23 protein-coding genes and 1 tRNA gene are annotated in these 24,810 nt (G+C 67.7%); 9 read left to right on the forward strand and 15 right to left on the reverse strand.

The window, feature by feature from the left end; genetic code table 11:
* The first annotated feature begins 60 nt into the window (after positions 1-60).
* Positions 61-762, forward strand: coding sequence for an alpha/beta fold hydrolase (locus ACVOJ1_RS12615; RefSeq protein ID WP_346480498.1), 702 nt, complete (start codon positions 61-63; stop codon positions 760-762).
* 111 nt (positions 763-873) lie between these two features.
* Here the strand turns inward: ACVOJ1_RS12615 and dkgB are convergent, their stop codons facing one another.
* Positions 874-1,683, reverse strand: coding sequence for a 2,5-didehydrogluconate reductase DkgB (gene dkgB / locus ACVOJ1_RS12620; RefSeq protein WP_111187193.1), 810 nt, complete (start codon positions 1,681-1,683; stop codon positions 874-876).
* Positions 1,684-1,811: 128 nt separating this feature from the next.
* Positions 1,812-3,026, reverse strand: a complete 1,215-nt coding sequence (locus tag ACVOJ1_RS12625) for an MFS transporter (protein ID WP_053518114.1) — start codon at positions 3,024-3,026, stop codon at positions 1,812-1,814.
* Between the two features lie 104 nt (positions 3,027-3,130).
* On the opposite strand from ACVOJ1_RS12625, the gene ACVOJ1_RS12630 reads away from it, so the two are divergent.
* A complete protein-coding gene (locus tag ACVOJ1_RS12630) occupies positions 3,131-4,033 on the forward strand; it encodes a LysR substrate-binding domain-containing protein (protein ID WP_346480499.1) in 903 nt (300 codons plus the stop codon).
* 92 nt (positions 4,034-4,125) lie between these two features.
* Here ACVOJ1_RS12630 and ACVOJ1_RS12635 read toward each other — a convergent pair whose 3' ends face one another.
* Positions 4,126-6,246, reverse strand: a complete 2,121-nt coding sequence (locus ACVOJ1_RS12635; RefSeq protein ID WP_277381196.1) for a methyl-accepting chemotaxis protein — start codon at positions 6,244-6,246, stop codon at positions 4,126-4,128.
* A gap of 184 nt (positions 6,247-6,430) precedes the next feature.
* On the opposite strand from ACVOJ1_RS12635, the gene ACVOJ1_RS12640 reads away from it, so the two are divergent.
* Entirely contained in the window at positions 6,431-6,886 is a 456-nt protein-coding gene (locus tag ACVOJ1_RS12640) for an Rrf2 family transcriptional regulator (RefSeq protein ID WP_065181437.1), read from the forward strand.
* The gene (locus ACVOJ1_RS12645) at positions 6,876-7,778 is read left to right on the forward strand and encodes an NAD(P)/FAD-dependent oxidoreductase (protein ID WP_346480500.1); all 903 of its coding nucleotides are present in this window, start codon (positions 6,876-6,878) and stop codon (positions 7,776-7,778) included. The genes ACVOJ1_RS12640 and ACVOJ1_RS12645 overlap by 11 nt, the downstream gene beginning before the upstream one ends.
* A gap of 48 nt (positions 7,779-7,826) precedes the next feature.
* On the opposite strand, the gene ACVOJ1_RS12650 is transcribed toward ACVOJ1_RS12645, so the two are convergent.
* From ACVOJ1_RS12650 to ACVOJ1_RS12665, 4 genes are all read right to left on the reverse strand, one after another.
* On the reverse strand, positions 7,827-9,047 hold the full coding sequence (locus ACVOJ1_RS12650; RefSeq protein ID WP_065181439.1) for an RtcB family protein: 1,221 nt from the start codon (positions 9,045-9,047) through the stop codon (positions 7,827-7,829).
* A 56-nt stretch (positions 9,048-9,103) separates the two neighbouring features.
* Positions 9,104-10,228: a slipin family protein gene (locus tag ACVOJ1_RS12655; RefSeq protein ID WP_346480501.1), complete on the reverse strand. Its 1,125-nt coding sequence runs from the start codon at positions 10,226-10,228 to the stop codon at positions 9,104-9,106.
* A 356-nt stretch (positions 10,229-10,584) separates the two neighbouring features.
* Positions 10,585-10,658: transfer RNA gene (locus ACVOJ1_RS12660), tRNA-Gln, on the reverse strand.
* Positions 10,659-11,305: 647 nt separating this feature from the next.
* A complete protein-coding gene (locus ACVOJ1_RS12665; protein ID WP_053518125.1) occupies positions 11,306-12,262 on the reverse strand; it encodes an aldo/keto reductase in 957 nt (318 codons plus the stop codon).
* A 170-nt stretch (positions 12,263-12,432) separates the two neighbouring features.
* On the opposite strand from ACVOJ1_RS12665, the gene ACVOJ1_RS12670 reads away from it, so the two are divergent.
* From ACVOJ1_RS12670 to ACVOJ1_RS12680, 3 genes are all read left to right on the forward strand, one after another.
* Positions 12,433-13,290, forward strand: coding sequence for a class I SAM-dependent methyltransferase (locus ACVOJ1_RS12670; RefSeq protein WP_197600232.1), 858 nt, complete (start codon positions 12,433-12,435; stop codon positions 13,288-13,290).
* A gap of 85 nt (positions 13,291-13,375) precedes the next feature.
* A complete protein-coding gene (locus ACVOJ1_RS12675; protein WP_053518127.1) occupies positions 13,376-13,636 on the forward strand; it encodes a hypothetical protein in 261 nt (86 codons plus the stop codon).
* Between the two features lie 68 nt (positions 13,637-13,704).
* On the forward strand, positions 13,705-14,244 hold the full coding sequence (locus ACVOJ1_RS12680) for a pseudouridine synthase (protein ID WP_065174511.1): 540 nt from the start codon (positions 13,705-13,707) through the stop codon (positions 14,242-14,244).
* A 59-nt stretch (positions 14,245-14,303) separates the two neighbouring features.
* On the opposite strand, the gene ACVOJ1_RS12685 is transcribed toward ACVOJ1_RS12680, so the two are convergent.
* The gene (locus ACVOJ1_RS12685; RefSeq protein ID WP_053519564.1) at positions 14,304-14,693 is read right to left on the reverse strand and encodes a hypothetical protein; all 390 of its coding nucleotides are present in this window, start codon (positions 14,691-14,693) and stop codon (positions 14,304-14,306) included.
* A gap of 118 nt (positions 14,694-14,811) precedes the next feature.
* Positions 14,812-17,316, reverse strand: a complete 2,505-nt coding sequence (gene hrpB / locus ACVOJ1_RS12690) for an ATP-dependent helicase HrpB (protein ID WP_346480502.1) — start codon at positions 17,314-17,316, stop codon at positions 14,812-14,814.
* A 67-nt stretch (positions 17,317-17,383) separates the two neighbouring features.
* Between hrpB and ACVOJ1_RS12695 the strand changes: the two genes are divergently transcribed.
* Entirely contained in the window at positions 17,384-18,196 is an 813-nt protein-coding gene (locus tag ACVOJ1_RS12695; protein ID WP_065174512.1) for a TatD family hydrolase, read from the forward strand.
* Here ACVOJ1_RS12695 and ACVOJ1_RS12700 read toward each other — a convergent pair.
* The 4 genes from ACVOJ1_RS12700 to ACVOJ1_RS12715 form a co-directional block, all read right to left on the reverse strand.
* Positions 18,187-19,119, reverse strand: coding sequence for a Rossmann-fold NAD(P)-binding domain-containing protein (locus tag ACVOJ1_RS12700; protein WP_263176367.1), 933 nt, complete (start codon positions 19,117-19,119; stop codon positions 18,187-18,189). The genes ACVOJ1_RS12695 and ACVOJ1_RS12700 overlap by 10 nt on opposite strands.
* A complete protein-coding gene (gene panE, locus ACVOJ1_RS12705) occupies positions 19,116-20,054 on the reverse strand; it encodes a 2-dehydropantoate 2-reductase (protein ID WP_346480503.1) in 939 nt (312 codons plus the stop codon). The genes ACVOJ1_RS12700 and panE overlap by 4 nt, the downstream gene beginning before the upstream one ends.
* Positions 20,055-20,125: 71 nt before the next feature.
* A complete protein-coding gene (locus ACVOJ1_RS12710) occupies positions 20,126-20,917 on the reverse strand; it encodes an ABC transporter permease (RefSeq protein ID WP_053519566.1) in 792 nt (263 codons plus the stop codon).
* Positions 20,914-21,882, reverse strand: coding sequence for an ABC transporter ATP-binding protein (locus tag ACVOJ1_RS12715; RefSeq protein ID WP_164150561.1), 969 nt, complete (start codon positions 21,880-21,882; stop codon positions 20,914-20,916). The genes ACVOJ1_RS12710 and ACVOJ1_RS12715 overlap by 4 nt, the downstream gene beginning before the upstream one ends.
* A gap of 84 nt (positions 21,883-21,966) precedes the next feature.
* On the opposite strand from ACVOJ1_RS12715, the gene ACVOJ1_RS12720 reads away from it, so the two are divergent.
* Positions 21,967-22,716 (forward strand): ferredoxin--NADP reductase, encoded by a 750-nt coding sequence (locus ACVOJ1_RS12720; RefSeq protein ID WP_080375334.1) that lies wholly within the window; start codon positions 21,967-21,969, stop codon positions 22,714-22,716.
* A gap of 50 nt (positions 22,717-22,766) precedes the next feature.
* Here ACVOJ1_RS12720 and ACVOJ1_RS12725 read toward each other — a convergent pair whose 3' ends face one another.
* Positions 22,767-23,936, reverse strand: a complete 1,170-nt coding sequence (locus ACVOJ1_RS12725) for a lytic polysaccharide monooxygenase (RefSeq protein WP_065174295.1) — start codon at positions 23,934-23,936, stop codon at positions 22,767-22,769.
* Between the two features lie 213 nt (positions 23,937-24,149).
* Entirely contained in the window at positions 24,150-24,650 is a 501-nt protein-coding gene (locus tag ACVOJ1_RS12730; RefSeq protein ID WP_111187199.1) for a DUF1203 domain-containing protein, read from the reverse strand.
* Positions 24,651-24,810: the final 160 nt, after the last annotated feature.

A 24,810-nucleotide genomic window follows, 5' to 3' on the forward strand; every position in this document is an offset into this window, starting at 1 on the left:
GGCGTCACAACGCAGCGCCGAACGTGGCATGCCGCCCATGCGGTTGCGACAATACGGGTCATGACTGACCGCATCCCCTTGCTGCTGCTCCCCGGCCTGCTCAATGATGCCGAGCTGTGGCGCGCGCAGCTGGCCGACCTGGCCGATATCGCCGAGTGCAGCGTGGGCGACCAGACCCGCGGCGCGACCCTGCAGGCGGTGGCCGAGGATGTGCTGGCGCAGGCACCTGCGCGCTTCGCGCTGGCCGGTTTCTCACTGGGAGGCTTCGTTGCCCAGCAGATCCTGCGCGTCGCACCGGAGCGGGTGCTGCGGCTGGCGCTGATCGACACCTCGATCCACGCCGATTCGCCGGAGCGCGCCGAGCAGCGTCGCAGCCAGCGCGCCAGCGTGCGCCTGCCCGGGAAGTTCCATGGATTCGGTGACGCCCTGATGCGCAGCTACATCGATGCCTCGCGGCTGGACGACTATGTACTGGTGCAGCGCGTGCGCGACATGACGGCGCGTCTTGGCGCGGAGGTGTTCCTGCGACAGAGCGCGCTGGAACGTCGTGACGGCCACGATGTGCTGGCCGGATATCGCAATCCGCTGCTGATCGTGTGCGGTGCCAACGACCGCATCACGCCATTGGCGGTGAGCGAGGAGATGCACGCGCTGGTACCGCACTCGCAGCTGGTGGTGGTGCCCGACTGCGGGCACCTGGCGCCGATGGAGAAGCCGGATGAGGTCAGTGCGGCGATGCGCGGGTGGCTGCTGCAGGACTGAAGGGCCCGCCGGGCCCGGCGCTACCTGTGGCGATCCGGTAGCGCCGGAGCGCGCCCGGCGGCCCCCATCGTCATCGTCCGGTAGCGCCGGGCCGTGCCCGGCGGCTTCGGCTCAGTCCCAGGCCGGCGCGATGCCTTCCGGATTGGCCAGCCGATGCCCGCGGTCGAGCCTGGCAATCTGTGCCATGTCCTCCTCGGTCAAACGGATGGCCGCCGCTTCCAGATTGGAGGCCAGGTTCTCGCGCCGGGTCGAGGACGGAATCACCGCAAAGCCCTGCTGCAGTGCCCATGCCAGTGCGATCTGTGCCGGCGTGGCCTGGTGGCGGCCGGCGATGGCCTGGATCACCGGGTCCTTGATGACTTCGCCATAGGCCAGGCTCATGTAGGCGGTGACAGGGATGCCGTTCTCCTGCAGGAACTTCACCAGCAGGCGATTCTGCAGGTAGGGATGGATCTCGACCTGATTGGTGGCGATGGCGTCGGCGCCGAGGATGCCGATTGCCTTGCGCGTCTGCGCGATGGTGAAGTTGGAGATGCCGATCTCCCTGGTGAGGCCCTGCGCCCTGGCGTCGGCCAGCGCCGGCAGGTACTCCTCCATCGGCACGTCGACCTTGTCGTTCGGTGAGGGCCAGTGGATCAGCGCCAGGTCGACATGGTCGGTGCGCAGCTTCTTCAGGCTGTCGTGCAGGCTGGCCAGCAGCGCATCGCGCTTGAACTCGGTGATCCAGACCTTGGTGGTCAGGTAGATCTCGTCACGCGGCACGCCGGATTCGGCGATGGCCTGGCCGACCTCGGCCTCGTTGTCGTAGATCTGCGCGGTATCGATGGCGCGGTAACCGACGTCCAGTGCGTTGCGTACCGAGTCGATCACAGTCTGGCCTTTCAGGCGGAAGGTGCCGAGACCGAAAGCGGGGACAGTCATGGGGGAACTCCAGCTAATGGGGGGAAGGGCGCGGTAGATCCGCACAAGGGTAGGGCAGGGCCTGCATGCATGCCGGCAACGGTGCATTGCGCAGGCGTGGAGATGCGTCGGTAGTGAGCGGCGTCGTATCAGTGTGCGGTGATCGCGGTGCCCTCGGCGCGGTCGTCGATGCCGTCCCGACGGTCCAGGCGGCCGCTGAGCACGGTCAATGCATAGGCACCCACCACCACCAGCGCGCCCAGCCACGGCGTATGCATCAGGCCGACGTTCTCCACCACCAGGCCGCCCAGCGATGCGCCCAGGGCGATGCCGATGTTGAATGCAGCGATGTTCAGTCCGGATGCCACGTCGGTGGCCTGCGGCGCATAGCGCTGCGCCTGCTTGACCACATAGACCTGCAGTCCGGGCACGTTGCCGAAGGCCACCGCACCCAGGGCCAGCACCGTCAGCAACATCAACACCGTGTTGTAGGCGGTGAAGGTGAGCGCCAACAGGACCATGGCCAGCAGGGCGAAGATGCGCCTGAGCGCCGGAACCGGACCCATGCGGTCGGCCATGCGGCCGCCCCACAGATTGCCGATCGCCACCGACACGCCATACACCAGCAGTACCAGGCTGACCGCGTTGGCCGAGAAGCCGGTGACGTCCTGCAGGATGGGCGCCAGGTAGGTGAAGGCCAGGAACGTGCCGCCGTAGCCCAGTGCCGTCATCGCGTAGACCAGCAGCAGGCGCGGCTGGGCCAGCACGGCCAGCTGCTGGCGGAAGCGGGCGGGCGCGCTCTGCGGCACAGTGCGCGGCACGAACAGCGCCGCGCCGACCAGGGCGATCACGCCCAGGCCGGCCACGGCCAGGAAGGTCGCGCGCCAGCCCAGGTGCTGGCCGATGAAGGTGCCCAGCGGCACGCCGGTCACCAGTGCGACGGTCAGCCCGGTGAACATGATCGCGATCGCGCTGGCGGCCTTTTCTTTCGGCACCACCGCCGTGGCGATGATCGAGCCGATCGAGAAGAACACGCCATGGGCGAGGCCGGTCAGGATGCGGGCGACAATCAGCGAGGCGTAGCCCGGTGCCATCCAGGCGATGACGTTGCCCAGCGTGAACAGCGCCATCAGTGCCACCAGCAGGGTCTTGCGCGGCACGCGGCCGGTCAGCGCGGTCAGCACCGGCGCGCCGATGGCTACGCCCAGGGCGTACAGCGAGACCAGCAGGCCGGCCGAAGGCAGGCTGACCTGCAGGTCGGCGGCGATGGTCGGAATCAGGCCGACGATGACGAATTCGGTGGTGCCGATGGCGAAGGCGCCCAGGGTCAGCGCCAGCAGGGCGAGAGGAATGCCGCGGATCATGGCGGGCTCCGGAGGAAGGAAGGCGCGCAGTGTGCGCGGCCCACCTTTGCCGAAAAACCGATCTTCACGCCAATCACTCTTGCCTGGTGGTCAATAATGGCGCCATGAAGACCACCCTCGATGAAATGCAGGCCTTTCTGGCCGTGATCGACAGCGGTTCGATCAGTGCCGCCGCCGAGCAGCTGGGTCAGACCCCTTCCGGGGTGAGCCGGGCGCTGGGGCGGCTGGAGGACAAGCTGGGCACCACCCTGCTGACCCGTACCACGCGCCGGCTGCACCTGACCGCCGAAGGCGAGGCCTACCTGCGCCATGCACGGGCGATCATCGACGCGGTGGAGTCGGCAGAAGAGCAGATGGCGGCGCGCCGCGAGCGCCCGGCTGGACGCCTGCGGGTGGATGCGGCCATGCCGTTCGTGCTGCACGTGATCGTCCCCCTGGTGGCGGACTACCGCGCGCGATACCCGGAGGTGCAGCTGGAGTTGAACAGTTCCGAACGCTACATCGACCTGCTGGAACGACGCACCGACGTGGCCATCCGCATCGGCCCACTGGCCGACTCAACGCTGCACGCGCGCTCGCTGGGCCGCTGCCGGCTGCAGCTGCTGGCCAGCCCGGGCTACCTGGCCGAGCACGGTGAACCGGCCAGCGTGGCGGCGCTGGGTCAGCACACGCTGCTGGGATTCAATGAACCCGAATCGCTGAACCGCTGGCCCATGCCGGGCGACGCCGACGGCCAGCTGCTGGTACGGCCGGACATCGCCGTATCCAGCGGCGAGACCCTGCGCCGGTTGGCGGTGGAAGGGGTGGGCATCACCTGCCTGTCGGACTTCGTCACCGAACGCGACCGTGCTGCCGGCACGCTGGTGCCGGTACTGGCTGCACAGACGCTGGATGTCTACCAGCCGATCCACGCCGTGTACTACCGCAACACGGCGGTCTCGGCGCGGATCAGCTCGTTCCTGGACCATCTCGGTGACGCGATGGTGCAGTCGGATTACCTGCGCTGAGGCATGCCGCGCTCGCCGGGCATGGCCCGGCGTTACCTGCGCGTTCCGCAGAGCCGGACCCATGCTCGGCTGCACAGGGTCCATGCAGTCCTTCAGGCCGCGCGCGCCAGCGCATCGCCGCTCGCCGCGGGGGGCGACAGATCGAACACATCCACCGCATCCATCAACCGGTCCGCCTGCTGCTCCAGGCTGCGCGCGGCGGCGCTGGCCTCTTCCACCAGCGCGGCATTCTGCTGGGTCGCGCCGTCCATCTGCACCACGGTCTGGTTGACCTGTTCGATGCCTGCACTCTGTTCCTGCGACGCGGCGGAGATCTCGGCCATGATGTCGGTCACGCGCTGCACCGAGGCGACGATCTCGGCCATGGTCATGCCCGCCTGGCGCACGCGTTGTGCGCCATCGGCTACCTGGTCCACCGAGGTATCGATCAGCGTCTTGATCTCCTTGGCCGCATTGGCTGAACGCTGCGCCAGCGTACGCACCTCACTGGCCACCACGGCGAAGCCCCGGCCCTGCTCACCGGCACGCGCAGCCTCCACCGCTGCGTTCAACGCCAGGATGTTGGTCTGGAAGGCGATGCCATCGATCACGCTGATGATGTCGGCGATCTGCCGCGAAGAGGCCTCGATCGCCCCCATCGTCGCCACCACCTGCGTGACCACCTCGCCCCCCTGCGAGGCAACCTCGTGCGCGCCGATCGCAAGCTGGTTGGCCTGGCGGGCGTGCTCGGCGTTCTGGCGCACGGTGGAGGTCAGTTCCTCCATCGATGCTGCCGTCTCCTCCAGGTTGGCAGCCTGCTGCTCGGTGCGGCGCGACAGGTCGTTGTTGCCGGCGGCGATCTCGGCAGCCGCGGCATGGATGCTGCCCGAAGTGTGCTTGATGTCGGTGACGATGGTGGCCAGCTGCGCCGCAGTCGTGTTGGCATCGCCAGCGATGCGGGCGAACACGCCCTGGAAGCTGCCGTGCATGCGCGCGCCAAGCCGGCCATCGGCAATCGCGCGCAGCATCGTTGAGACCTCGCCGAGATTCTGCTCGGTGGTCTGCATGAGCTGGTTCAGGCCCTCCACCATCGCGCGGAAGTCATGCTCGAAGCGCGCGCTGTCACCGCGCTGGCTGAAATCGCCGGCCGCAGCGGCGGCGGCAAGGCGGCGGATCTCGCCGTTGATGGTGCCAAGGTTGGCCTTGGCAGTATCCAGCGCTTCGGTGATGACGGCCTTCTCGCCTGGCAGGCGCTCCATGTCCTCGCTGAGATCGCCCACCGCATAGCGGCCCATGATCGTGATCGCGCGCATCTTCACCCGGATGTGCGCGTCGACCAGCGCGTTGCTGTCGGCCACCATGGTTCCGAATGCGCCAGGGAAGGCGCTGGCATCCATGCGATAGCTGATCGAGCCGGCGTCATGCGCCTTCGCCATTGCCGCCTGCGCCTCGAGCACGCCGCCCACCGTGGCCTGCACGGCCTGCATGGCCTGCGCCAGCCGGCCCACTTCATCGCGGCTGCGAACCTGCACGACGTGCTGCAGGTCGCCAGCGGCCACGGCGCGCGCAGCCGCCTCCACCGCCAGCACCGGTTGCACCACCGCGCGGCGCAGCCACCAGGCCAGGCCCATCAGCAGCAGCGCAGCGGCGACCACGGTCAGCACCGCGCACAGCAGCAGCATCTGCCTTGCCTGCTGCGCGCGCGTGGCCACCGCGGCCTCGGCCACCCGGGTGGCCTGCGTGCTCAGCGCGTCCAGCGATGCGGCCACCGCGCGGTCCTTGCCCCGCACCAGGGTATCGCCGGCAGTGGCATCGTAGCCGGCAGCAGCAAACGCCTGCAGGGCAGCGTGATAGTCCTTCTGCAGCTGCGCGTGCAGGCCAGCGAAGGCGAGGGCGAGCTCGCGCGTACGCGAATCGGGGCTGCTGGCCAGCCCGCGTGCCAGTCCATCGACGATTCTGCCTTCGCTGTCGAATGCATCCAGATGACGCTGGCGCAGGACCGGATCGTGGCCCCGCAGCAGCACGTTCTTCCATTCCTGCACCTGGCCACGGAACTCGCGCTGCAGGCGTTCGGCATCGCGGCCATGGGCGACTTCGGCAGGCACCTCGGCAGACAGCTTCAGCCAGGCCGACGCCAGGCCGGCCAAGGCACACAGCAGGATGACGGCGAGGCCAAGGGATACAGCGCCGAGCAGCTTCGTCTGCAGTCGCGGCGCATGGGGAGAGGCATTCATGGGGCGAGATCTCGGAAGGGGGGCGATGCGGTATCGACCTGATCTCGCGTGCTCTGAAGTGCGATAAGGATCACATTATCGTTTCGTTCAACGAGGTGAAGGAAATGTTTCACAGGACAGATGTGTCCATATGGAACGAAACAGGACGCTCGACAGGGGATATAAATGTAACTATTGTTGTTACATGAAATCCTCGAACCCGCTTTCCGACGCGCTGCACGTGATGGCCCATCTCGTGGGCCAGCAGGGGCCGCGCACCTCCGAACAGCTGGCCATGTGCCTGCCGACCCATCCGGTGGTGATCCGCCGGCTGCTGGCACAGATGCACAAGGCCGGGTTGGTGCGCAGCACACGCGGGCACGGCGGTGGCAGCCAGCTGGCGCGCGATGCGACCCGCATCACGCTGCACGACATCTACCTGGCGGTCGGCGCACCGCCGCTGGTGCAGATCGGCACACGCGGCGCAGGTCGTGGCTGCCCGATCCAGCAACTGGTCGATTCGGCGCTGCTCGATGGTGCCCGCGAAGCGCAGCGATTGCTGGAACACCGCCTGCAGTCCACCACGCTCGACCAGCTCGGCGCGGAGTTCGCGCGCCACCTCGCCCATCACCGCACCCTGGAAGGACACCATGAATCCTGAAGTGATCATCGTCGGCGGCAGTTACGCCGGCATCGCCGCGGGCCTGATCCTGGCCCGCGCACGCCGCGCGGTCACCGTCATCGACGCCGGCCTGCCCCGCAACCGTGGGGCCAGCCATTCGCACGGCGTCCTCGGCCTGGACGGCATCAGTGGTGCCGAGCTGTTGAAGACGGCGCGCCAGCAGCTGCTGGACTATCCCAGCGTGCGCTGGATCCATGCCGAGGCCGCGCACGCCACCGCCAGCCCCGACGGTGTCGAGGTCCGCACCGCGGATGGCCAGGTGCTGGCCGCACGCAAACTGCTGCTGGCCAGTGGCATCAGTGACCAGCTGCCGGACCTGCCCGGCCTGGCCGAGCGCTGGGGCAGCACCGTGCTGCATTGTCCCTACTGCCATGGCTACGAAGTCGGCGGCGGAGCGATCGGCGTGCTCGGCGGCCATCCGATGTCGGCCGGCAAGGCACCACTGTTCGCCGACTGGGGCAATGTCACCTTCTTCAGCCAGGCGGGGGAGATCAGTGAGGAGGAACGCGTGGCCATGCAGCAGCGTGGCGTGCAGATCGAGATCTCGCCGGTGATTGCCGTGCAGGGCGACCAGCCGACCTGGCTGGAAGTGGAACTGGCCGATGGCCGTCGCATCGCCCAGCGCGCGCTGTTCGTTCCAGCCACCCAGGCGATGGCCACGCCGCTGGTGCAGCAGCTGGGCTGCGCGCTGGTCGAAAGCCCGCTGGGCGTGCTGATCGAGGTGGACGCGATGAAGCAGACCTCGGTGCCGAACGTGTACGCCGCAGGCGACGCGACCACGGTCGGCAATATCACCCTGGCCGCCGCCGAAGGGGTGCGTGCCGGGATCGGCGTGCATCACGCGCTGGTCAGCGAAGACAGCATCGGGTGACGGAAAGGGCCGGATTCCGCTCTCTTGAACGACATCCGGCCCGCCCCATCAGCCTTTGACGCACAGCACCTGGCGCAGTGTGTGGACCACGTCCACCAGGTCGAGCTGGGCGGCCATCACATCGTCGATCGACTTGTACGCCGCCGGCGATTCATCCAGCACGCCGCTGTCCTTGCGGCATTCCACATGCGCGGTCGCCTCGCGGTGCTGGGCCAGGGTGATCCGCTCGCGTGCCGTGCCGCGACTCATCACCCGGCCTGCGCCGTGGCTGCAGCTGTGGAAACTGTCTGCATTGCCCTTGCCACGCACGATGTAGCTGCGCGTGCCCATGCTGCCGGGGATGATGCCCAGCTCGCCCTGGCGTGCACTGACCGCACCCTTGCGGGTGACCAGCAGTTCCTGCCCGGCGTGCGTTTCCTTCTGCACGTAGTTGTGGTGGCAGTTGACGGCCATCGCCGCCAGCCGGAACGGCGGCAGCCGATGCCGCATCTCGGCCAGCACGCGCGCCATCATCGCCTCGCGATTGTGCCGCGCGTAGTCCTGCGCCCAGGACACCGCTTCCACGTAGTCGTCGAACAGCGGCTCGCCTTCCATGAAGAAGGCGAGGTCCTTGTCAGGCAGATGGAAACCGAGCACGCGGCGCTCCAGCTCGCGACGCGCCTGCTCGATGAAGTACGTGCCGATCAGGTTCCCGGTGCCACGCGAGCCGCTGTGCAGCATTACCCACACGGCATCCGTTTCATCCAGGCACAGCTCGATGAAGTGGTTGCCACCTCCCAGCGTGCCCAGCTGGCGATCGAGCTTGTCGGTGCGGATCCGGCGATGCCTGTCCTTGATCTTCTCCAGGCCAGCGGCCAGGCCGGACTGCACCAGCCGCGTGTGGATGCTGTCGGGCATGCGCTGATGCTCGCCACCGCGACCGTTGCCGACCGGGATGCTGCGCTCGATGCTGTTGCGCAGCTGCCGCAGGTCATCGGGCAGGTCGTTGGCCTGCAGCGTCGTGCGCACCGCGGCCATGCCGCAGCCGATGTCCACGCCCACCGCCGCCGGAATGATCGCTCCGCGGGTCGGGATCACCGAGCCGACGGTCGCGCCCTTTCCCAGGTGCACGTCCGGCATCACGGCCACCCAGGGCCCGACGAATGGAATGGCGGCGATGTTGCGCAGCTGCTCATGGGCCTGCGCTTCCAGCGGCACGCCGTTCACCCAGCCCTTGATCGGCGTGGTGCCCTCGGCATGCAGCCATTGATAGGTGTGTTGAGTATCCATGTTGCAATCCATCTCCTTGATGGGCCGGCGGCGCGTCCCTGCGCCGCCCCAGCCCCCTACTTCATCGTCACCAGCTGCTTCAGCACGCCATCCAGGCCGCCGAACACGGTGAGCTTGTCGATCTTCTCGGTGACCTTCTCCAGCGCCTCCAGCTCCTTCAGCCGCATCAGCACCGGGTTGTCCTCGATCAGCCTGGCGGTATTGAGCTGCGAGCGGGTGGCGTTGGCCTCCTCGCGGCGGCGGATCACGCTGGCCTGTGCCTGCTTCTCGGCCAGCACCACGCCGTTGAGGATCTCCTTCATCTCGCCCGGCAGGATCACGTCCTTGATGCCGACACCCAGCAGCTGCACACCGTGGCCCTCGATCGCGGCCCGCACGTGCGCGGCGATCTCACCGTCCAGCGCCACCTTCTCGCCCAGCAGCTCATCCAGGCTGCGCGTGGCGATTGCCTGGCGCAGGCCGAACTGCAGCTGCCGGTAGATGAACTCGTCGGCGTTGCTGAGCGTGCGGTGTGCACGCACCGGGTCGACCACCTGCACGGTCGCGGCCAGGTTCACCCGCAGGGTCACCTTGTCGCGGCTGAGCAGCTCCTGGCCGGACACGTCGAGCGAACGCGCGCGCAGTTCGACGCGCTCCACCGACACGTTGCCGTTGAAATTCCAGAACGCGTGCAGTCCGGCATCCAGGGTCTGTCGCAGCGTACCGTCGACGAACAGCAGGCCGACCGATTCGCTCGGCACGGTGCTGATCACCGCCACGCGCGGCAGTACGCCCAGCTGGCCCAGGCGCTGCTGCACGTTGGCCGGCACGCGCGGTTCGTCACCCAGGGCCATCACGCGCACCTCGGTGTCGACCGAACCCCGCCAGTAAAGATGGCGGCTGCCAGGCGGCAGGACATCGTCGATACGGCCATTGCGCAGCAGCAGACCCACCTGTGCAGCGCCGATATCGGCCAGCACGAAGTGTTCGTGCAGCTGTGCTCCCAGCGCGTCGATCAGGCTGTCCTGGTCGCTGCCGCTGTAGGCGCTGCCCTTCGATGCGTTGTGCACGGTCACGTGCGGCGAGCCGCCGAACCGCGACAGGCGGTGCACGCCCGGCAGCAGCACCTGCTGGAAACGACGGTTGCGATACACCAGGCCGCGCTCGCCGTCGCCGATCACGACCTTGATGGTCCAGAACATGGGAGTCTCTCCTTGTATGGCTCTGGTGGTTCGACCCGATGGAAATCCATCGCCGCGACCCGGGCCGATCAGGTCGTGGCGAGGCGGCCTGCACACCCCGTGCAGGCCGCGGAAGAGGGCGGCCACCGGTGGACGGTCCGCGCGCGGAGCCTTCGGTGCGCCGGCAGTACCGCCATGGGCGCCGCCGGCAGGCAGCACCGGGGTGGACCAAGGCGGGCAGTGACGGCGGACCGGGGCCCGGCGTGCGGTCCGTTGCTTCCACTTCTCCGCCCGAAGGCGATGTCCGTGGATGGCGACGATGGCCGCTGGGACGTGCGTCCCGGGTGTTGCTTCAAGTCATGACGTGACAGGTCATGTGGTTTGGAGTGGGAATTGAACCCACGACAGACGGACTCAGGATCCGTTGCTCTGACCAGGCTGAGCTATCCAGTTGGGAACCGCGCGGAATCGAACCGCGTGCCGGCGAACCGGCGCCTGCGACCAGCAGGCGATCCAGGCGAGGGCATGTCCGCGACCTCCGGCATACGCTACGGCAGCGCCGCGCGCACCAGCCCGCCATTGAAGCGGGACCGTTGGAAAATCGAGGGTGCAGGCCATCGACATTATCGGCGGGCGATAATGTTGTGAGGCGATGCAGATAATGTCCGGGCACGGCCGCCCGCGCGAAGATAAACTCCGGCGTGCAGGTAATGGCCGATCAGTGTGCGGCGGAATGCCGCGCGGGGTGCAGTTCTGGCATCGCGGGTCCTTGTGCCGACGCAAACGAAAACGCCCCCGGGACATGCGTTCCGAGGGCGTCGTCAAGCCTCGGAGATCGGGGTGGCCGATCTCCGCAGGGCGGGTATCAGGCCGTTGTGGGCAGTGCTTCCTTGCCGGACGCGCGCGCCAGCACATCCATGCGCAGGCATGGCAGCAGTGTGGCGATGGCGGAGAAATGCGCGTTCAAGGGAAACATCCAGGCGGGTGTTGAAACGAGGTGCGCACGATAAACCACGATTTAGTCGTGCGCAACCATTTTGTTGAATTATTTTCTTCTGCCCGATGCCGGAGCCGGCCGGCGACCGGCCCCGGCCAATCTCAGCCTTCCGCGCTTGCCGCGTCCAGCTGCGCGACATCCTGCACGCTCAGCGATACATTCGCCGCGGCCAGCAGGTCGTGCAGCTGTTCGACGCTGGTGGCGCTGACGATCGGCGCGGTGATCGACGGCCGTGCGATCTGCCATGCCAGTGCGATCTGTGCCGGGCTGGCAGTGTGCTTGCTGGCCACGTCATCCAGCGCTTCCAGGATGCGCAGGCCGCGCGGGTTGAGATAACGCTTCACCACGTTCTCGCCCCGCGCCGGGCTTTTGCCCGCATCGGCTGCCGTGCGGTACTTGCCGCTGAGGAAGCCGCTGGCCAGTGCGTAATAGCCGATCACGCCGATCTGCTCGCGCTGCACCAGCGGTTCCAGCGCGGTCTCGTAGCCGGCGCGGTCGTAGAGGTTGTACTCCGGCTGCAGGGTTTCGTAACGCGGCAGCTTGTAATCGGTGGATACCTTCAGCGCATCGGCCAGGCGGGTGGCGCTGTAGTTGGAGGCACCGATGGCGCGCACCTTGCCGGCTTCGATCAGGCGACCGAACGCGGCCAGCGTGGCTTCCAGCGGTGTCGACTCATCATCCTCGTGGGCCTGGTACAGATCGATCACATCGGTCTGCAGGCGACGCAGCGAGTCTTCCACCGCCGCATTGATGTTGTCCGGGGTCAGCCCAGGGCGTTCGGCCCATTTGCCGACCTTGGTCGCCAGCACCACCTTCTCGCGCTTGCCGCTGCGGGCGAACCACCTGCCGATCAGCGTTTCCGATTCGCCGCCCACATTGCCGGGCACCCAGGCCGAGTACACGTCGGCGGTGTCGACCAGGTTGAAGCCGGCGTCGACGAAGGCATCGAGCAGGGCGAAGCTGGCCTTCTCGTCGGCGCTCCAGCCGAACACGTTGCCTCCGAAGGCGAGCGGACGTACATGCAGGCCGGAACGGCCCAGTTCACGGGTTGCCGTCATGGGCACGGTCTCCTTGGGGGAAGTGCTCCAGAATAGAACGCGTTGTGTTACCGCGCTGCGGCGCTGACCACAAAACAGTGTTCCGCGACGGGCGCGCGGCTAACGATTTGTGAACACCTGGCGCGCGGTGACTGCTAGTCTCGCCGCATCATTCCGCTGGAGTCGCCCCGATGATGCCTGCTTCGTCCCTGCGTGGTTGCCGCCTGTTGCTTGCTTCCGCCCTGCTTGCTGCCGTGCCCGCGTACGCTGCGCCGACCTTGGTGGCGCCAGCGCAGATCCAGGTATCGCCCGCCATCGACGCTGCGGTGAAGGCGTCGACCCGTGATCCGGCCAACGTCAAGCGTGATGGCTACCGTCATCCGGCACAGTCGCTGGCCTTCTTCTCGGTGGCACCGGAGAAGACCGTCATCGAAATCACTCCGGGCAACGGTTGGTATTCGGAAATCCTCGCGCCGCTGCTGCATGACAAGGGCCGGTACGTGGCAGCCGTGGTCGACCCGATGGCGGTGGCAGAAGGTCGTGGCCGCGACTACCAGCAGCGCAGCCGCGATGGCCTGGAAAAGAAGTTCGCCGGTGCGCCGGCACAGTTCGGCAAAGCAGTCGTGGTCGCCTACGATCCGGCCAAGCCGGTGTTCGGACCGGCCAACTCGGCCGATGTGGTGCTGACCTTCCGCAACGTGCACAACTGGCGCAAGGCCGGCCAGGCGCAGGGCATGTTCCAGGGCTTCTTCAACGTGCTCAAGCCGGGCGGCGTGCTGGGCGTGGTGGAGCACCGCGCCAAGGCCGATGTGGCCGACGATGATGACACTGGTTATGTCGGCCAGCAGCAGGTGATCGCCTTGGCCGAGGCCGCCGGCTTCAGGTTGGATGCGCGCAGCGAGATCAATGCCAACCCGCGCGACACCAAGGATCATCCCAACGGCGTGTGGACCCTGCCGCCGACCAACCAGCATGACAAGGCCGACGCCGCGAAGTACCAGGCCATCGGCGAAAGCGATCGCATGACCCTGCGCTTCATCAAGCCCTGAGTCGAAGCCTCGCAGCCGCAAGCGGCAATGGACACACGTGTATCCGCCGGGCTTGGCCCGGCGCGACAGTCAAAGGAGTGAGCGGTTGAAGAAGATCCTGTACATCGTGATCGCAGTACTGGTGCTGGTACGCCTGTTCGACTTCGCCTTCCATGGCGGCAATACCTATGACCTGCTGGGCGCGGTGGGGTTCGCGGTGCTGTTGATCGGCATCCTGCAGGATGAACGCGCGCGCCGTGCGAGCCCGCCATTGGCGTCCCAGCGGCGGCGGGCGGCGACCGCATCGGCCTGTGGCATTGCGCTGGTGCTTGTTTCGTTCCTGCTGAAGTGGAAGGTCTTCGGCTGAGGCGCCCGTGATCGCGATGGCAGCGCCGGGATGGGACAATGCCGCATCCACCGCCTGCCGTGCCTGCGATGCTGATTGCCTTCAACAAGCCGTTCAATGTGCTGTGCCAGTTCACCGATCGCAGCGTCCCGCCGCGCCCGACCCTGGCGGGTTTCGGCCTGCCGCCGCGTGTGTATGCGGCCGGCCGGCTGGATCATGACAGCGAAGGCCTGCTGCTGCTGACCGACAACGGTCCCTTGGCGCACAGGTTGACCGACCCGAAGCACAAGGCCGACAAGACCTACTGGGTGCAGGTGGAAGGCACGCCTGGCGAGGAACAGCTGCAGCGCCTGCGCAGCGGCGTGATCCTCAATGATGGGCCGACCCTGCCGGCGAAGGTCGAACGGCTCGATCCCGCGCCGGAGCTGTGGACGCGCGATCCGCCCGTGCGTTTCCGCAAGACCGTTGCCGATACCTGGCTGGCGATCACGATCCGCGAAGGGCGCAACCGCCAGGTACGGCGGATGACCGCCGCCGTGAACCTGCCCACCCTGCGCCTGGTGCGGGTGGCAATGGGTCCTTACCGGCTGGATGATCTGCGCCCCGGACAGTGGCGGCAGATCGGCTGAAACGAAACGGGCCGGAGATCACCCACAGGAGATCTCCGGCCCGGATGCAGCCGCCTGCCTCAGGCGTCGCTGCCGATATCGCTGTGCTCGTCGACCACGGTGTCGTTGCGGCGGTCGCGGGCACTGATGCGCTGCGCCTGGCCATCGACGACGTGACCATTGGCCGCCTTCTTCTTCTGCTGCTTGCGATACAGGGCATAGCCGAGCAGACCCACACCCACTGCCGCGGCGGCGATGGTCACTGCCGGATTGCGGCGGGCGAACTTGGTGGCAACCTTGCCACCGGTCTTCACTGCGCCCAGTGCGGCTCCCGTCTTGATCCAGTCGCTGGCCTGCGGACCCAGATGGCGCAGGCTGCCGCCGGCACTCTTCAGGCCGTCGCCCGCGGTGTGGGCCAGGTCCAGGGCGCGCTCCAGGGCGCGGTCGGTAATCACGGTCAGTCTGCTCATGCGGGGGTCCTTTGCCTCGGGTCGAAGTCCAGTGTGGCGCGTTGCCCGTAAACGGTATGTCAGTCGGGCAGTCACACGGCGTGACTCTACGCGCTCCATTCAGGATCAGGCAGGATTGCTATGTTCCCCGTGGTTTGGCCCGGTGGGTGGCGGTGGCCGTCCACGGGTCGTCCGGCCAGGGATGGCGGGGATAGCGGCCCTTCATCTCTTTCTTCACCTCGGCATAGGTGTTTTCCCAGAAGTTGCGCAGGTCCTGGGTGACCTGCAGCGGACGACCGCCGGGTGACAGCAGGTGCAGGGTCAGTGGCACGCGCCCATCGGCGATGCGGGGAGTGTCTGCCAGTCCGAACAACTCCTGCAGCTTCACGGCCAGCACCGGTGGCAGCGGTTCGCCGGACTCGCTGTCCAGTGCATAGGTGATGGGCCGCTCCAGCCCGGAGGGCACAGTGATGCGGGTTGGCGCATGCCGCTCCACGAGCTGCCGCTGTGACCATGCCAGGGGCGACTTCAGCGCTTCTGCGAAGCTGGCTTCGTCCAGCGCATCGAGGCGGCTCTTGCCGGCAAACGCAGGCTGCAGCCACTGCGCGCGGGTGGCGAGCAGCGTGGCATCGCTGCAGTCGGGCAGCTCCAGCTCGGGCATCCAGCGACGCAGCGACTCCATCCGTGCCTGCCATTGGCGCAGGGCCTCGGTCCACGGCAGTGCCTGCAGGCCGAGCTCGGCAACAGCCTCGGTCAAGGCGCCGGCCGCGTGTTCCGGGTCGACCCGGCCCGCCGAGCGACTGTCCAGCACGATGCGATCGAAGCGGGTTTCGCGCAGTGCGACCAGCGCACGCCGTTCGCCGTCCCAGCGCACCGTGTCGGTGGTGACGAAGCGCTGCGGGTAGATCCTGCGCAGATGGTCCTCATCGACCGGCGCGGCGCGCAGCAGAAGCGCATCGCGGGCCTCGAAACGCAGTTCGCTGGCGACCAGCCACGGTTCGCCACGCAGATCGCTCAGTTCATGCAGGCGCGCGCTGCGCCCGTTGGCGAGCAGGTAGCGCAGCGGATCGCCCGGATGCTGGAAGCCGATGCGATCGGGAAAAGCGTGCGCCAGCAGATCGCCCAGCGCGTGCGCTTCGATGCTGGCAGGGGGCGCGGCATCGCAGCGCAGCCGACGCCGCCACTGGCGCGCGGCGGCATCAATGGCAGCCAGTCCACCACGACTGGCATCGGCCGGCGCGCGGCCAGCACGGAACGCGGCCAGCGCGCGCCAGCGTGCCGCCAGTGCATCGCCGCCCTGGCGCAGGGGGTCGCGTGCTTCCAGCAGCGCCGCCAGATCGGCCGCCAGCGCCTGTGCGTGCGGGTCAGGGGCGGCGAGCAGCATCGCGGCCATGCGTGGATGGGTACCCAGCGCCAGCACGCGTCGGCCCAAGGCGGTGATCGCGCCCGATTCCGACAACGCGCCCAGGCGGTGCAGCAGCTCGCGCGCCGCACCCATCGGTCCGCTTGGGGGCGGATCGAGAAAGCGCAGGTCGCTGCTGCCCCACGCCGCCAGCTCCAGCGCCAGTCCTGCCAGTTCGACCTGGTCGATCTCGGCACGCCGCTGAGGCTCCAGCCGCTGCGACTGCGGCCACAGGCGCCAGGCCACGCCCTCGGCCACGCGGCCGGCACGACCGGCACGCTGGTCGGCCGAGGCCTGCGCAATGGCCACCACGTCCAGGCGGGTGAAGCCGCTGTTCGGGTCATAGCGGGGCTCGCGTGCCAGGCCGCTGTCGATCACCACGCGCACGCCGGGCAGGGTCACCGAGGATTCGGCCACGTTGGTGGCCAGCACCACGCGGCGGCGGCCCTCATCTGCGGGTTGCAGCACGCGCGCCTGCTGTTCCACCGGCAGTTCGCCATGCAGTGCCAGGACGTCGGTGTTGCCGCCGATCGATTCCTGCAGACCGGCCTGCACGCGGGCGATCTCCCGCTGGCCAGGCAGGAACACCAGCACGTCGCCCGGGTGCTCGACCAGCGCCTGCTGCACTGCGCGGCGGACCTGCAGTTCCAGCGATTCTTCGCGACGCGCCGGGAAGTGGCTGACGGTCACGGGGTAGCTGCGGCCCTCGCTGCTCAAGCGGGGTGCGTCGAGGAAGCGTGCCAGCCGCTCGCCATCCAGGGTCGCCGACATGACCACCAGCCGCAGGTCGTGGCGCAGCTGTGCCTGTACGTCCAGCGCCAGTGCCAATCCCAGGTCGCCGCTGAGGTGGCGCTCATGGAACTCGTCGAACAGGATCGCGCCCACCTGTTCCAGCAACGGGTCGTCCTGCAGCATGCGGGTCAGGATGCCTTCGGTCACCACCTCGATGCGGGTGCGCGCGGACACCCGGTTCTCGAAGCGGATGCGGTAGCCGACGGTATCGCCGACCTCCTCGCCGAGCTGCCTTGCCATGAACATCGCTGCGCTGCGCGCGGCCACCCGGCGCGGCTCCAGCAGGATGATCCTGCGGCCCTGCAGCCACGGTGCATCGAGCAGCGCCAGCGGTACCTGGGTGGTCTTGCCGGCGCCCGGTGGTGCCTCCAGCACGAGCCGTGGCTGTGCGGCCAGATGCTGCTGGATCTGCGGCAGCAGCGGAGAAATGGGGAAGTGCGGGGCGTTCATGCGCAAAGGATAAGGGGCCACGCTGGGCGCGGGTACAATGCGCAGGCACATTTCCTCCGCGATGACCATGCACCTGATCGATATCGGCGCCAATCTGACCCACGACTCCTTCGACCGCGACCGCGACGCCGTGCTGCAGCGTGCCCGCCAGGCCGGGGTGGTGCAGATGGTGGTCACGGGGGCCAGCCGCGAGCACTCTCCGCTGGCGCTGCAGCTGGCCCAGCAGCATCCGGGATTCCTGTATGCGACGGCCGGCGTACACCCGCATCATGCGGTGGAGTACACCGAAGAATGCGATGCGGAGATGCGCGCCCTGCATGCCCACCCGGAAGTGGTGGCGGTCGGCGAGTGCGGACTGGACTACTTCCGTGACTTCTCGCCGCGACCTGCCCAGCACCGTGCGTTCGAGCGCCAGCTGCAGCTGGCGGCGGAGAACGGCAAGCCGCTGTTCCTGCACCAGCGCGACGCGCACGCCGACTTCATGGCGCAGATGAAGAACTTCGAGGGTCGCCTCGGGCCGGCGGTGGTGCACTGCTTCACCGGTGAACGGGAGGAGTTGTTTGATTACCTCGACCAGGACTGGTACATCGGCATCACCGGCTGGCTCTGCGACGAGCGTCGCGGGGCGCACCTGCGCGAGCTGGTGAAGAGCATTCCAGCCGATCGCCTGATGATCGAGACCGATGCGCCGTACCTGCTGCCGCGCACGCTCAAGCCGATGCCGAAGGATCGCCGCAACGAACCGATGTTCCTTTCGCACATCGTCGAGGAGTTGGCCCGTGATCGTGGCGAGGATGTCGTGCTGACCGCAGCCCATGCCACGGCGGCGGCCCGTGCCTTCTTCCGGCTGCCCGACGCCGACACTACACGTCAGCCGTGAATGCCCGGATCCGGTGACGCTCGGCCATGCCCGGCGAGCGAAGCGGCAAGATCCGTCAGCCCTTCCCGATACGTCGGAAACTGCGGCGCCCACCCCAGCGCTTCGCGCGTACCGCGGCTGTCAATGCGCTTGCTGCCTTCGTAGAAGCGGCGCAGGGCCGGGCTCAGCGCCGGGTCGTCCCACGCCATTGCCGGTGGCATCGCAAAGCCTCCCAGCTGCGCGGCGAAGGCCAGCACGTCCTGTGGCGGTGCCGGCTCATCGTCGCTGGGCAGGTACAGCGCCTGCAGGGTGGGTCGCCGCATCGCCGCGATGATCACCGCCACCAGGTCCTGTACATGCAGGCGGTTGAACAGCAGGCCCGGCTTCAGCACATGGCGGGCACGTCCCTGCGCGAGCTGCACCAGTGCGTTGCGGCCGGGACCATACAGCCCGGGCAGCCGGAACACTGCCGAGGCGATGCCGCGCCGGCTGGCCAGTGCGCGCCATTGCGACTCCGCGCGCAGGCGCTGCAGGCCCGCAGGCCCGGTGGCGTCGGCCACGCTGTCCGCATCGATCCAGCCGCCCTGGCGGTCGCCGTACACCGACGTTGACGACAGATAGCCCACCCACTGCAATGCCGGACTGTCTTCCAGTGCCGTGCGCAGCATGCGCACTGCCGGGTCGCCGTCGGCATCGGGCGGTATGCTGCCCAGCACGGCATCGGCGCGCGCGATGTCATCCAGAAGCGCGGGTGCAGGTGCTGTTCCAGCGCAGAGTCGATGGCAGCGCAGGCCATCGACGGCTGCCGTGGCCGGATCGCGTACGGTGCCGGCGACCTGCACGCCCAGCGCTTCCAGGCGAGCCGCCAGTACGCGCCCGCTCCAGCCCATGCCCAGGATCAGCACCCGTCCGGGCAACGGACCGGCCGGCAGCGTCAGGCTCACGCCCGGCGCTGCGCCTGGTAGGCCTGCAGGCTGCTGTAGGCGACCTGCAGCAGCACGCCCTGCTGGCCGGCGCTGCGTGCACGCGCCAGCATGTCACCGACGATGTGGCCGGCCTCCACCTGCAGCCCGGCCTCCAGGTCACGCAACATCGAGGCCTTCAATGCCGAGCCGGCCTGGGTCAAGGTGCCGCGCGCAGTGTCCTGCGCTGCCGCCGGCACCGCCTCACCGGCCGCCTCCGCCACGGCCAGGCACTCGTCGTACAGGCCCTGCACGATGGCCGTGCCATCATCGGTCGCGACAATCGTGCCGATGTCCGCGCGCAACAGGCAGGTCGCCGCGGCAAGCGCGGTGAGGAAGGTGTACTTGATCCACTGCTCCTGGCCGATGCGTTCGCTGGCCAGGTGATCGAGGTTGGCCTGCGTGCAGGCGGCGGCGAAGGCACGCACGCGCGCCGAGAGTGCGCCACCGTCGCGTTCCCCGAAGGTGAGCTTGGCGGGTTTTCCCAGATGCACCACCGCACCGTCCGGTGCCTTGGTCGCACTGATGAAGCACAGCCCACCCAGCACCGCCTCGCGGCCGAAGCGTGCATCCAGATCGTTGTAGTGATGCAGCCCGTTGAGGATCGGCAGCACGGTGGTGCGGGGGCCCACCGCCGGCGCGATGGCCTCGATCGAGCTGTCCAGGTCGTAGGCCTTGCAGCTGAGGATGACCAGGTCGAAGGGCCTCTCCCGGGCCAGCGCGGGCAGCGCATCGGCTGTCACGTGCTGCACCGGGAAGGCGGCATCGCCGACTGGACTGCGGATCACCAGTCCATCGCGTGCAAGCTGCCCGGCGCGGGCAGGGCGGACCAGGAAGGTCACGTCCACACCGGCCTGGGCCAGGCGGCCGCCGAAGTAACCGCCGGTACCGCCGGCGCCGAGAATCAGGATGCGCATTGCACGTTCACCGTTGTCTGCGGAACCAATGTTGCGAGTGTGCCGGGGATCGCGACCCCGGCGATCGGCGCTCAGCTGCGCATGCCCACGCCGCGGCGCAGCAGCCACAGCGCCACCGCCGTCAGCACCACCACGAAGCCGATCATCAGCGCGTACGCGACCCACAGCGGCACGTCACTGCTGCCCAGCAGGCCGTAGCGGAACGCGTTGACCATGTAGAAGATCGGGTTCGCATGGGTCGCTGCTTCAGCCCAGGCCGGCAGCAGCTTCACCGAATAGAACACGCCGCCCAGATAGGTCAGCGGGGTCAGGATGAAGGTCGGAACGATCGCCACGTCGTCGAACTTCTTCGCGTACACGGCATTGATGAAGCCGGCCAGCGAGAAGATGGTGGCGCCCAGCAGTACCGTGGTCAGTGTCACCAGCGGATGCGGGATGCGCACAGGGGTGAAGAACATCGCGATGATCAGCACGATCACGCCGACCATCAGGCCGCGCAGTACCGCACCGGCGACGTAACCCCACAGGATCACCCAGTTCGGCATCGGGCTCACCAGCAGCTCTTCCACGTGGCGGCCGAACTTGGCGCCGAAGAAGGACGAGCTGATGTTGCCGTAGCTGTTCTGGATCACGCTCATCATGACCAGCCCGGGCACGATGAACTGCATGTAGCTGTACCCGCCCATCTCGCCCACGCGCGAGCCGATCAGGCCGCCGAAGATGAGGAAGTACAGGGTCATGGTGATCGCCGGCGGCACCAGCGTCTGGCCCCAGATGCGCATGATCCGGGTCACTTCGCGGCGCACGATGGTCAGCAGCGCGACGCGGTTGCGCTGGCCGTCGGTCAGCTCGGTGGTGCTCATGCGGATTTCTCCTGGTTGCCGGTGAGGCGCACGAACAGCTCCTCCAGGCGGTTGCTCTTGGTACGCATCGAGCGCACGCGGATGCCGGCTTCATTCAGCGCGGCGAACACGCGGTTCAGATCCATCGCCCGTGGCATGTCGATGTCCAGCGTGTGCGCGTCGGGCGCGCTGAGGGTTGCGCCCTCGATCGCCGGCAGCTGCACCGGCAGATCGCCATCGATGTCCAGCAGGAAGCCTTCCACGTCCAGCTTGGCCAGCAGCGCACGCATCGGCCCCTGCTCGACGATCCGGCCGTGGTTGATGATCGCCAGATGCCGGCACAGGTACTCGGCCTCCTCCAGGTAGTGGGTGGTGAGGATGATCGTCGTGCCAGCCGCATTGATCTCCTTCAGCACCCGCCACATGTCGCGGCGGATCTCGATGTCCACGCCCGCGGTCGGCTCATCCAGGATCAGCAGGCGGGGACGCGTCATCATCGCGCGGGCGATCATCAGCCGGCGCTTCATGCCGCCGGACAGGGTGCGGCTCATCACCTGCGCCTTCTCCCACAGATGAGCACGCTTGAGTTCCTCTTCCGCGCGCTGCTCCGCTTCCTCGCGCGGTACGCCATAGAAGCCGGCGTAGTTCACAAGAATGTCGAAGGGTTTTTCGAACAGGTTGAAGTTGATCTCCTGCGGCACCAGGCCGATCAGGCGCATGGTCGCGCTGCGGTTGCGCACCAAGTCGCTGCCGAACACCTCCACCTGGCCCTCGCTGAGGTTGACCAGGGAGCTGATGATGCCGATCAGGGTGGACTTGCCAGCCCCGTTGGGGCCCAGCAGGGCGAAGAAGTCGCCCGGGGCGACCTCCAGCGAGACCCCCTTCAGGGCCTGGGTTCCGTTGTCGTAGGTTTTGCGCAGGTCGCGCACGCGCAGGGCGGGCGCCGTATCGTTCAGGGATGCCAAGCTCGAAGCCTTCGCGCCTATGGGCTGGCGCTGGAGAGGGGCGGGGAAGGGCTATTATAGAAGACCCCGAGGGCTTGCCCCGGCTACACACTGTCCCGAAAAGTCGTGCCTGTTCAATTCCCCCTCAAGCTGGTCGGCCGCCGCATGCTGGCCCCGACCGTCGGCCACTACCAGTTCGTGCGCGACGATGGCCAGCCGCTGGATTTCCAGCCCGGCCAGTTCATCCAGGTCCATTTCAGCTACGCCGATGGCACCGAGACCAAGCGCAGCTATTCCCTGGCCACCCTGCATGATCACGCACTGGGGCCCGGCGAAGCCGTGGATATCGCGGTCAGTTTCGTGCCCGGCGGCGCCGCTACAGCGCTGTTCGAGGCGCTGGAAACCGGCGGCCAGATCAGCGCGTCCGGCCCGTACGGGCGGTTCTGCCTGAACCCCGGCGATCACAACGCGCGCTATCTGCTGATCGCCACCGGTACCGGCGTGACCCCCTATCGCTCGATGCTGCCACTGCTGGAAAGGGCCATGACCGAACGCGGCGTGCAGGTCGTCCTGCTGCAGGGTGCACGCAGCCCGGGCGAACTGCTGTACAGCGAAGACTTCTACAGTTTCGCCGAAAAACACGCGAACTTCCGCTATGTTCCGTGCCTGTCGCGGGAGTTGCCGGAACAGGCCCACGCCGACGTCCATCATGGCTACGTGCAGCAGGCCCTGGCTGGTTTCACGCCGGACCCGGCCACCGATATCGCCTACCTGTGCGGCAACCCGGACATGGTCGATGCCTGCGCCGAGCTGCTCAAGGCGGCCGGGCTGGGCAACCCGCAGATCCGCCGCGAGAAGTACGTCAGCAGCAAGTGAGTGCGCTGCGGAGAGGCGGCGCCAGCCGCCTCCCGCAGACCGCGCCGGTCTCAGTACGGCACCCAGGCATCACGCCAGGCTGCGCCCACGCCCGGCCGGTACGCGTCGGCGTTGACGTTGCACCACGCGCCTTCAGGGAACGGACGGCAGGCGTACAGCCGGCCATCGCTGCCCTTCACCACGGTCTGCCCGGGCACATAGCTGCCGATGCCTGCCGGGTACACGTAGTCGAAGTCGCCGCCCGGCGAAGGCGTGCCCGGATCGGGTACCCGGGTGTCCAGCTGGAAGCGGTTGCCTTCTTTCAGATAGACCCGGTTGCCGGTCGCCGACGCCGTCGGCGTGATCGTGCCGTTGGACAGTACGCCCACCCGAGCGTGCTGGCTGGCGCCATTGACCTTGCGGGCCAGCACCAGCGGCCACTGCGCGGCCGCCGTCTGGCCGCTGGCCAGTGTGGCCTCCACCCGCTCCACATCGTTGCCGCTGGCGTTGAACACGCGCAGCGCCAGGACGGTGCCGACCGGCAGATCGCCACGCGCGGTGAGCGGGCCGGCATCCTGCCACTGCGATGCCGGGGGAGTGCTGCCGCCCTCGAAACGCACATCCATGCAGGTGTAGAACGCTTCGGTCGAATCCGCGCGCTGCCACGTGTTGTAGATCACGTGCTGGCCCGTGCGCTGTGGCAGCGGGCACTGCAGCCTGTACGTGCCATCGGCGGACAGCGGGGTGTTGCCCAGTGTGCAGAACTCCTGCAGGTCCGCCCAGCGCAGAGGACTGCCCGGTGTCCAGCCTTCGCGGGTAACGAAGAATCGCCAGTCACGCGTGGCATGCGGTGCGGTGGCCTTGAACACGAAGGTGAACCTGCCGTTCGCATCGGGTTGGATCGGCGTGGTCTGCCAATCACTGCGGTTCAGATCCAGGCCGCGGAAGGTCGGGTTGTTGCCGCTGCACAGCGTGCCGTCGGGTACGACGGCCTGATGGTTGCCATTGGCGTTGGCCTGGTTGATGCCGTTCCAGTCGTAGAACGCCTGCGAGCCGGCGAGTGCTTTCGCGGCGGCGCAGGCCGGGTTGGTTGGATTCTCCGGATTGCCCTGGAAACAGGCGTAGACGCGACTGGCCGGCGTGGTCATGGTGCCGTGCGCGAATGCGCTGCTGGCCAGGCAGATCAGGCCGGCGGCTGCGAATGAGCTGGCCAGCACTACACGTGTGGATCGGAATGACATGGCGCATCCTTGTGGTCGTCGATGGGAACGGTGACCGCAGGCGTTGCGCTGCGCAGCGGACGGTCGGCGGCACCTCGGCGAGTATCGAGGTGCGTTGCATCGCGCGGTACCTTGGAAGTGCCGTTCCGTGACTGCCTGCGTGAAGCCTTTCCCACAGGCTTCACGCAGGCCTGAACGGATGCGCAGAAGGTCACGCGTCGTGCGTGGTGCCGATCACGCGACGCCGTGTGTCAGCGCGTCCTGATCCACCCGGTCCGCCTGGCACGAAAAACACCCGTAGCCTGCGTTGTGCAACTGCACGAAGGCCACCGCGGGATCGGCGAACAGCACATCGAGCTGCACCCCGACCTCGTTGCCGGGGCAGACCTGCCCGCTGATCATCAGTGCATCCTCGTCGTAGGCGCGCAGTGAGATCAGCCGTCGCTCGACGTAGGGCGGAACGACCCCGGCGGGCAGGACGCAGCGCGTAGCGCCGCGCTGCACGAAGATCGGACCGGACGCGCGATAGGGCGAGTGCGTGGCCAGGTGGGTATGGGGCAGCAGAAGCAGTTCGGCGCCACTTGGGGGGTCGGACAGGCTGACCCGGCACGGATGGCCGCCGCGATCCCCGGCCCAGCGTCGCAGGATGCCCTGCGCAGCCAGCGCGCGGTCGCTCTGTTCGAACAGGTGCTGGAAGGGGCGGTGATCGAGGCCGCTGAGGTACCACGCGTTCATGGGAATCTCCTGGGTTCTCCATGAGTCTGCGTGGCCGACTGCTGCGCTGCTCGCCATGATGCGACGCCGCATTCGATCCGGCCGACATGGGCCTGGCTTTCCAGTGACGATTGCCCATCGCCGCCAGCCTCCTGCCCGTGTAAGTTGGGTCACATCTTCC

Source organism: Stenotrophomonas sp. STEN225 (assembly GCF_056756445.1).

Bases quoted from the DNA above. Each gene is read 5' to 3' on its own strand.
- ACVOJ1_RS12645 (WP_346480500.1), top strand. From the start codon at position 6,876: ATGAATCCTGAAGTGATCATCGTCGGCGGCAGTTACGCCGGCATCGCC.
- ACVOJ1_RS12635 (WP_277381196.1), bottom strand. From the start codon at position 6,246: ATGAATGCCTCTCCCCATGCGCCGCGACTGCAGACGAAGCTGCTCGGC.
- hrpB (WP_346480502.1), bottom strand. From the start codon at position 17,316: ATGAACGCCCCGCACTTCCCCATTTCTCCGCTGCTGCCGCAGATCCAG.
- ACVOJ1_RS12685 (WP_053519564.1), bottom strand. From the start codon at position 14,693: ATGAGCAGACTGACCGTGATTACCGACCGCGCCCTGGAGCGCGCCCTG.
- ACVOJ1_RS12625 (WP_053518114.1), bottom strand. From the start codon at position 3,026: ATGATCCGCGGCATTCCTCTCGCCCTGCTGGCGCTGACCCTGGGCGCC.
- ACVOJ1_RS12655 (WP_346480501.1), bottom strand. From the start codon at position 10,228: ATGTTCTGGACCATCAAGGTCGTGATCGGCGACGGCGAGCGCGGCCTG.
- ACVOJ1_RS12725 (WP_065174295.1), bottom strand. From the start codon at position 23,936: ATGTCATTCCGATCCACACGTGTAGTGCTGGCCAGCTCATTCGCAGCC.
- ACVOJ1_RS12680 (WP_065174511.1), top strand. From the start codon at position 13,705: ATGCTGATTGCCTTCAACAAGCCGTTCAATGTGCTGTGCCAGTTCACC.
- dkgB (WP_111187193.1), bottom strand. From the start codon at position 1,683: ATGACTGTCCCCGCTTTCGGTCTCGGCACCTTCCGCCTGAAAGGCCAG.
- ACVOJ1_RS12710 (WP_053519566.1), bottom strand. From the start codon at position 20,917: ATGAGCACCACCGAGCTGACCGACGGCCAGCGCAACCGCGTCGCGCTG.
- ACVOJ1_RS12670 (WP_197600232.1), top strand. From the start codon at position 12,433: ATGATGCCTGCTTCGTCCCTGCGTGGTTGCCGCCTGTTGCTTGCTTCC.
- ACVOJ1_RS12695 (WP_065174512.1), top strand. From the start codon at position 17,384: ATGCACCTGATCGATATCGGCGCCAATCTGACCCACGACTCCTTCGAC.
- ACVOJ1_RS12650 (WP_065181439.1), bottom strand. From the start codon at position 9,047: ATGGATACTCAACACACCTATCAATGGCTGCATGCCGAGGGCACCACG.
- panE (WP_346480503.1), bottom strand. From the start codon at position 20,054: ATGCGCATCCTGATTCTCGGCGCCGGCGGTACCGGCGGTTACTTCGGC.
- ACVOJ1_RS12730 (WP_111187199.1), bottom strand. From the start codon at position 24,650: ATGAACGCGTGGTACCTCAGCGGCCTCGATCACCGCCCCTTCCAGCAC.
- ACVOJ1_RS12665 (WP_053518125.1), bottom strand. From the start codon at position 12,262: ATGACGGCAACCCGTGAACTGGGCCGTTCCGGCCTGCATGTACGTCCG.
- ACVOJ1_RS12640 (WP_065181437.1), top strand. From the start codon at position 6,431: ATGAAATCCTCGAACCCGCTTTCCGACGCGCTGCACGTGATGGCCCAT.
- ACVOJ1_RS12630 (WP_346480499.1), top strand. From the start codon at position 3,131: ATGAAGACCACCCTCGATGAAATGCAGGCCTTTCTGGCCGTGATCGAC.
- ACVOJ1_RS12615 (WP_346480498.1), top strand. From the start codon at position 61: ATGACTGACCGCATCCCCTTGCTGCTGCTCCCCGGCCTGCTCAATGAT.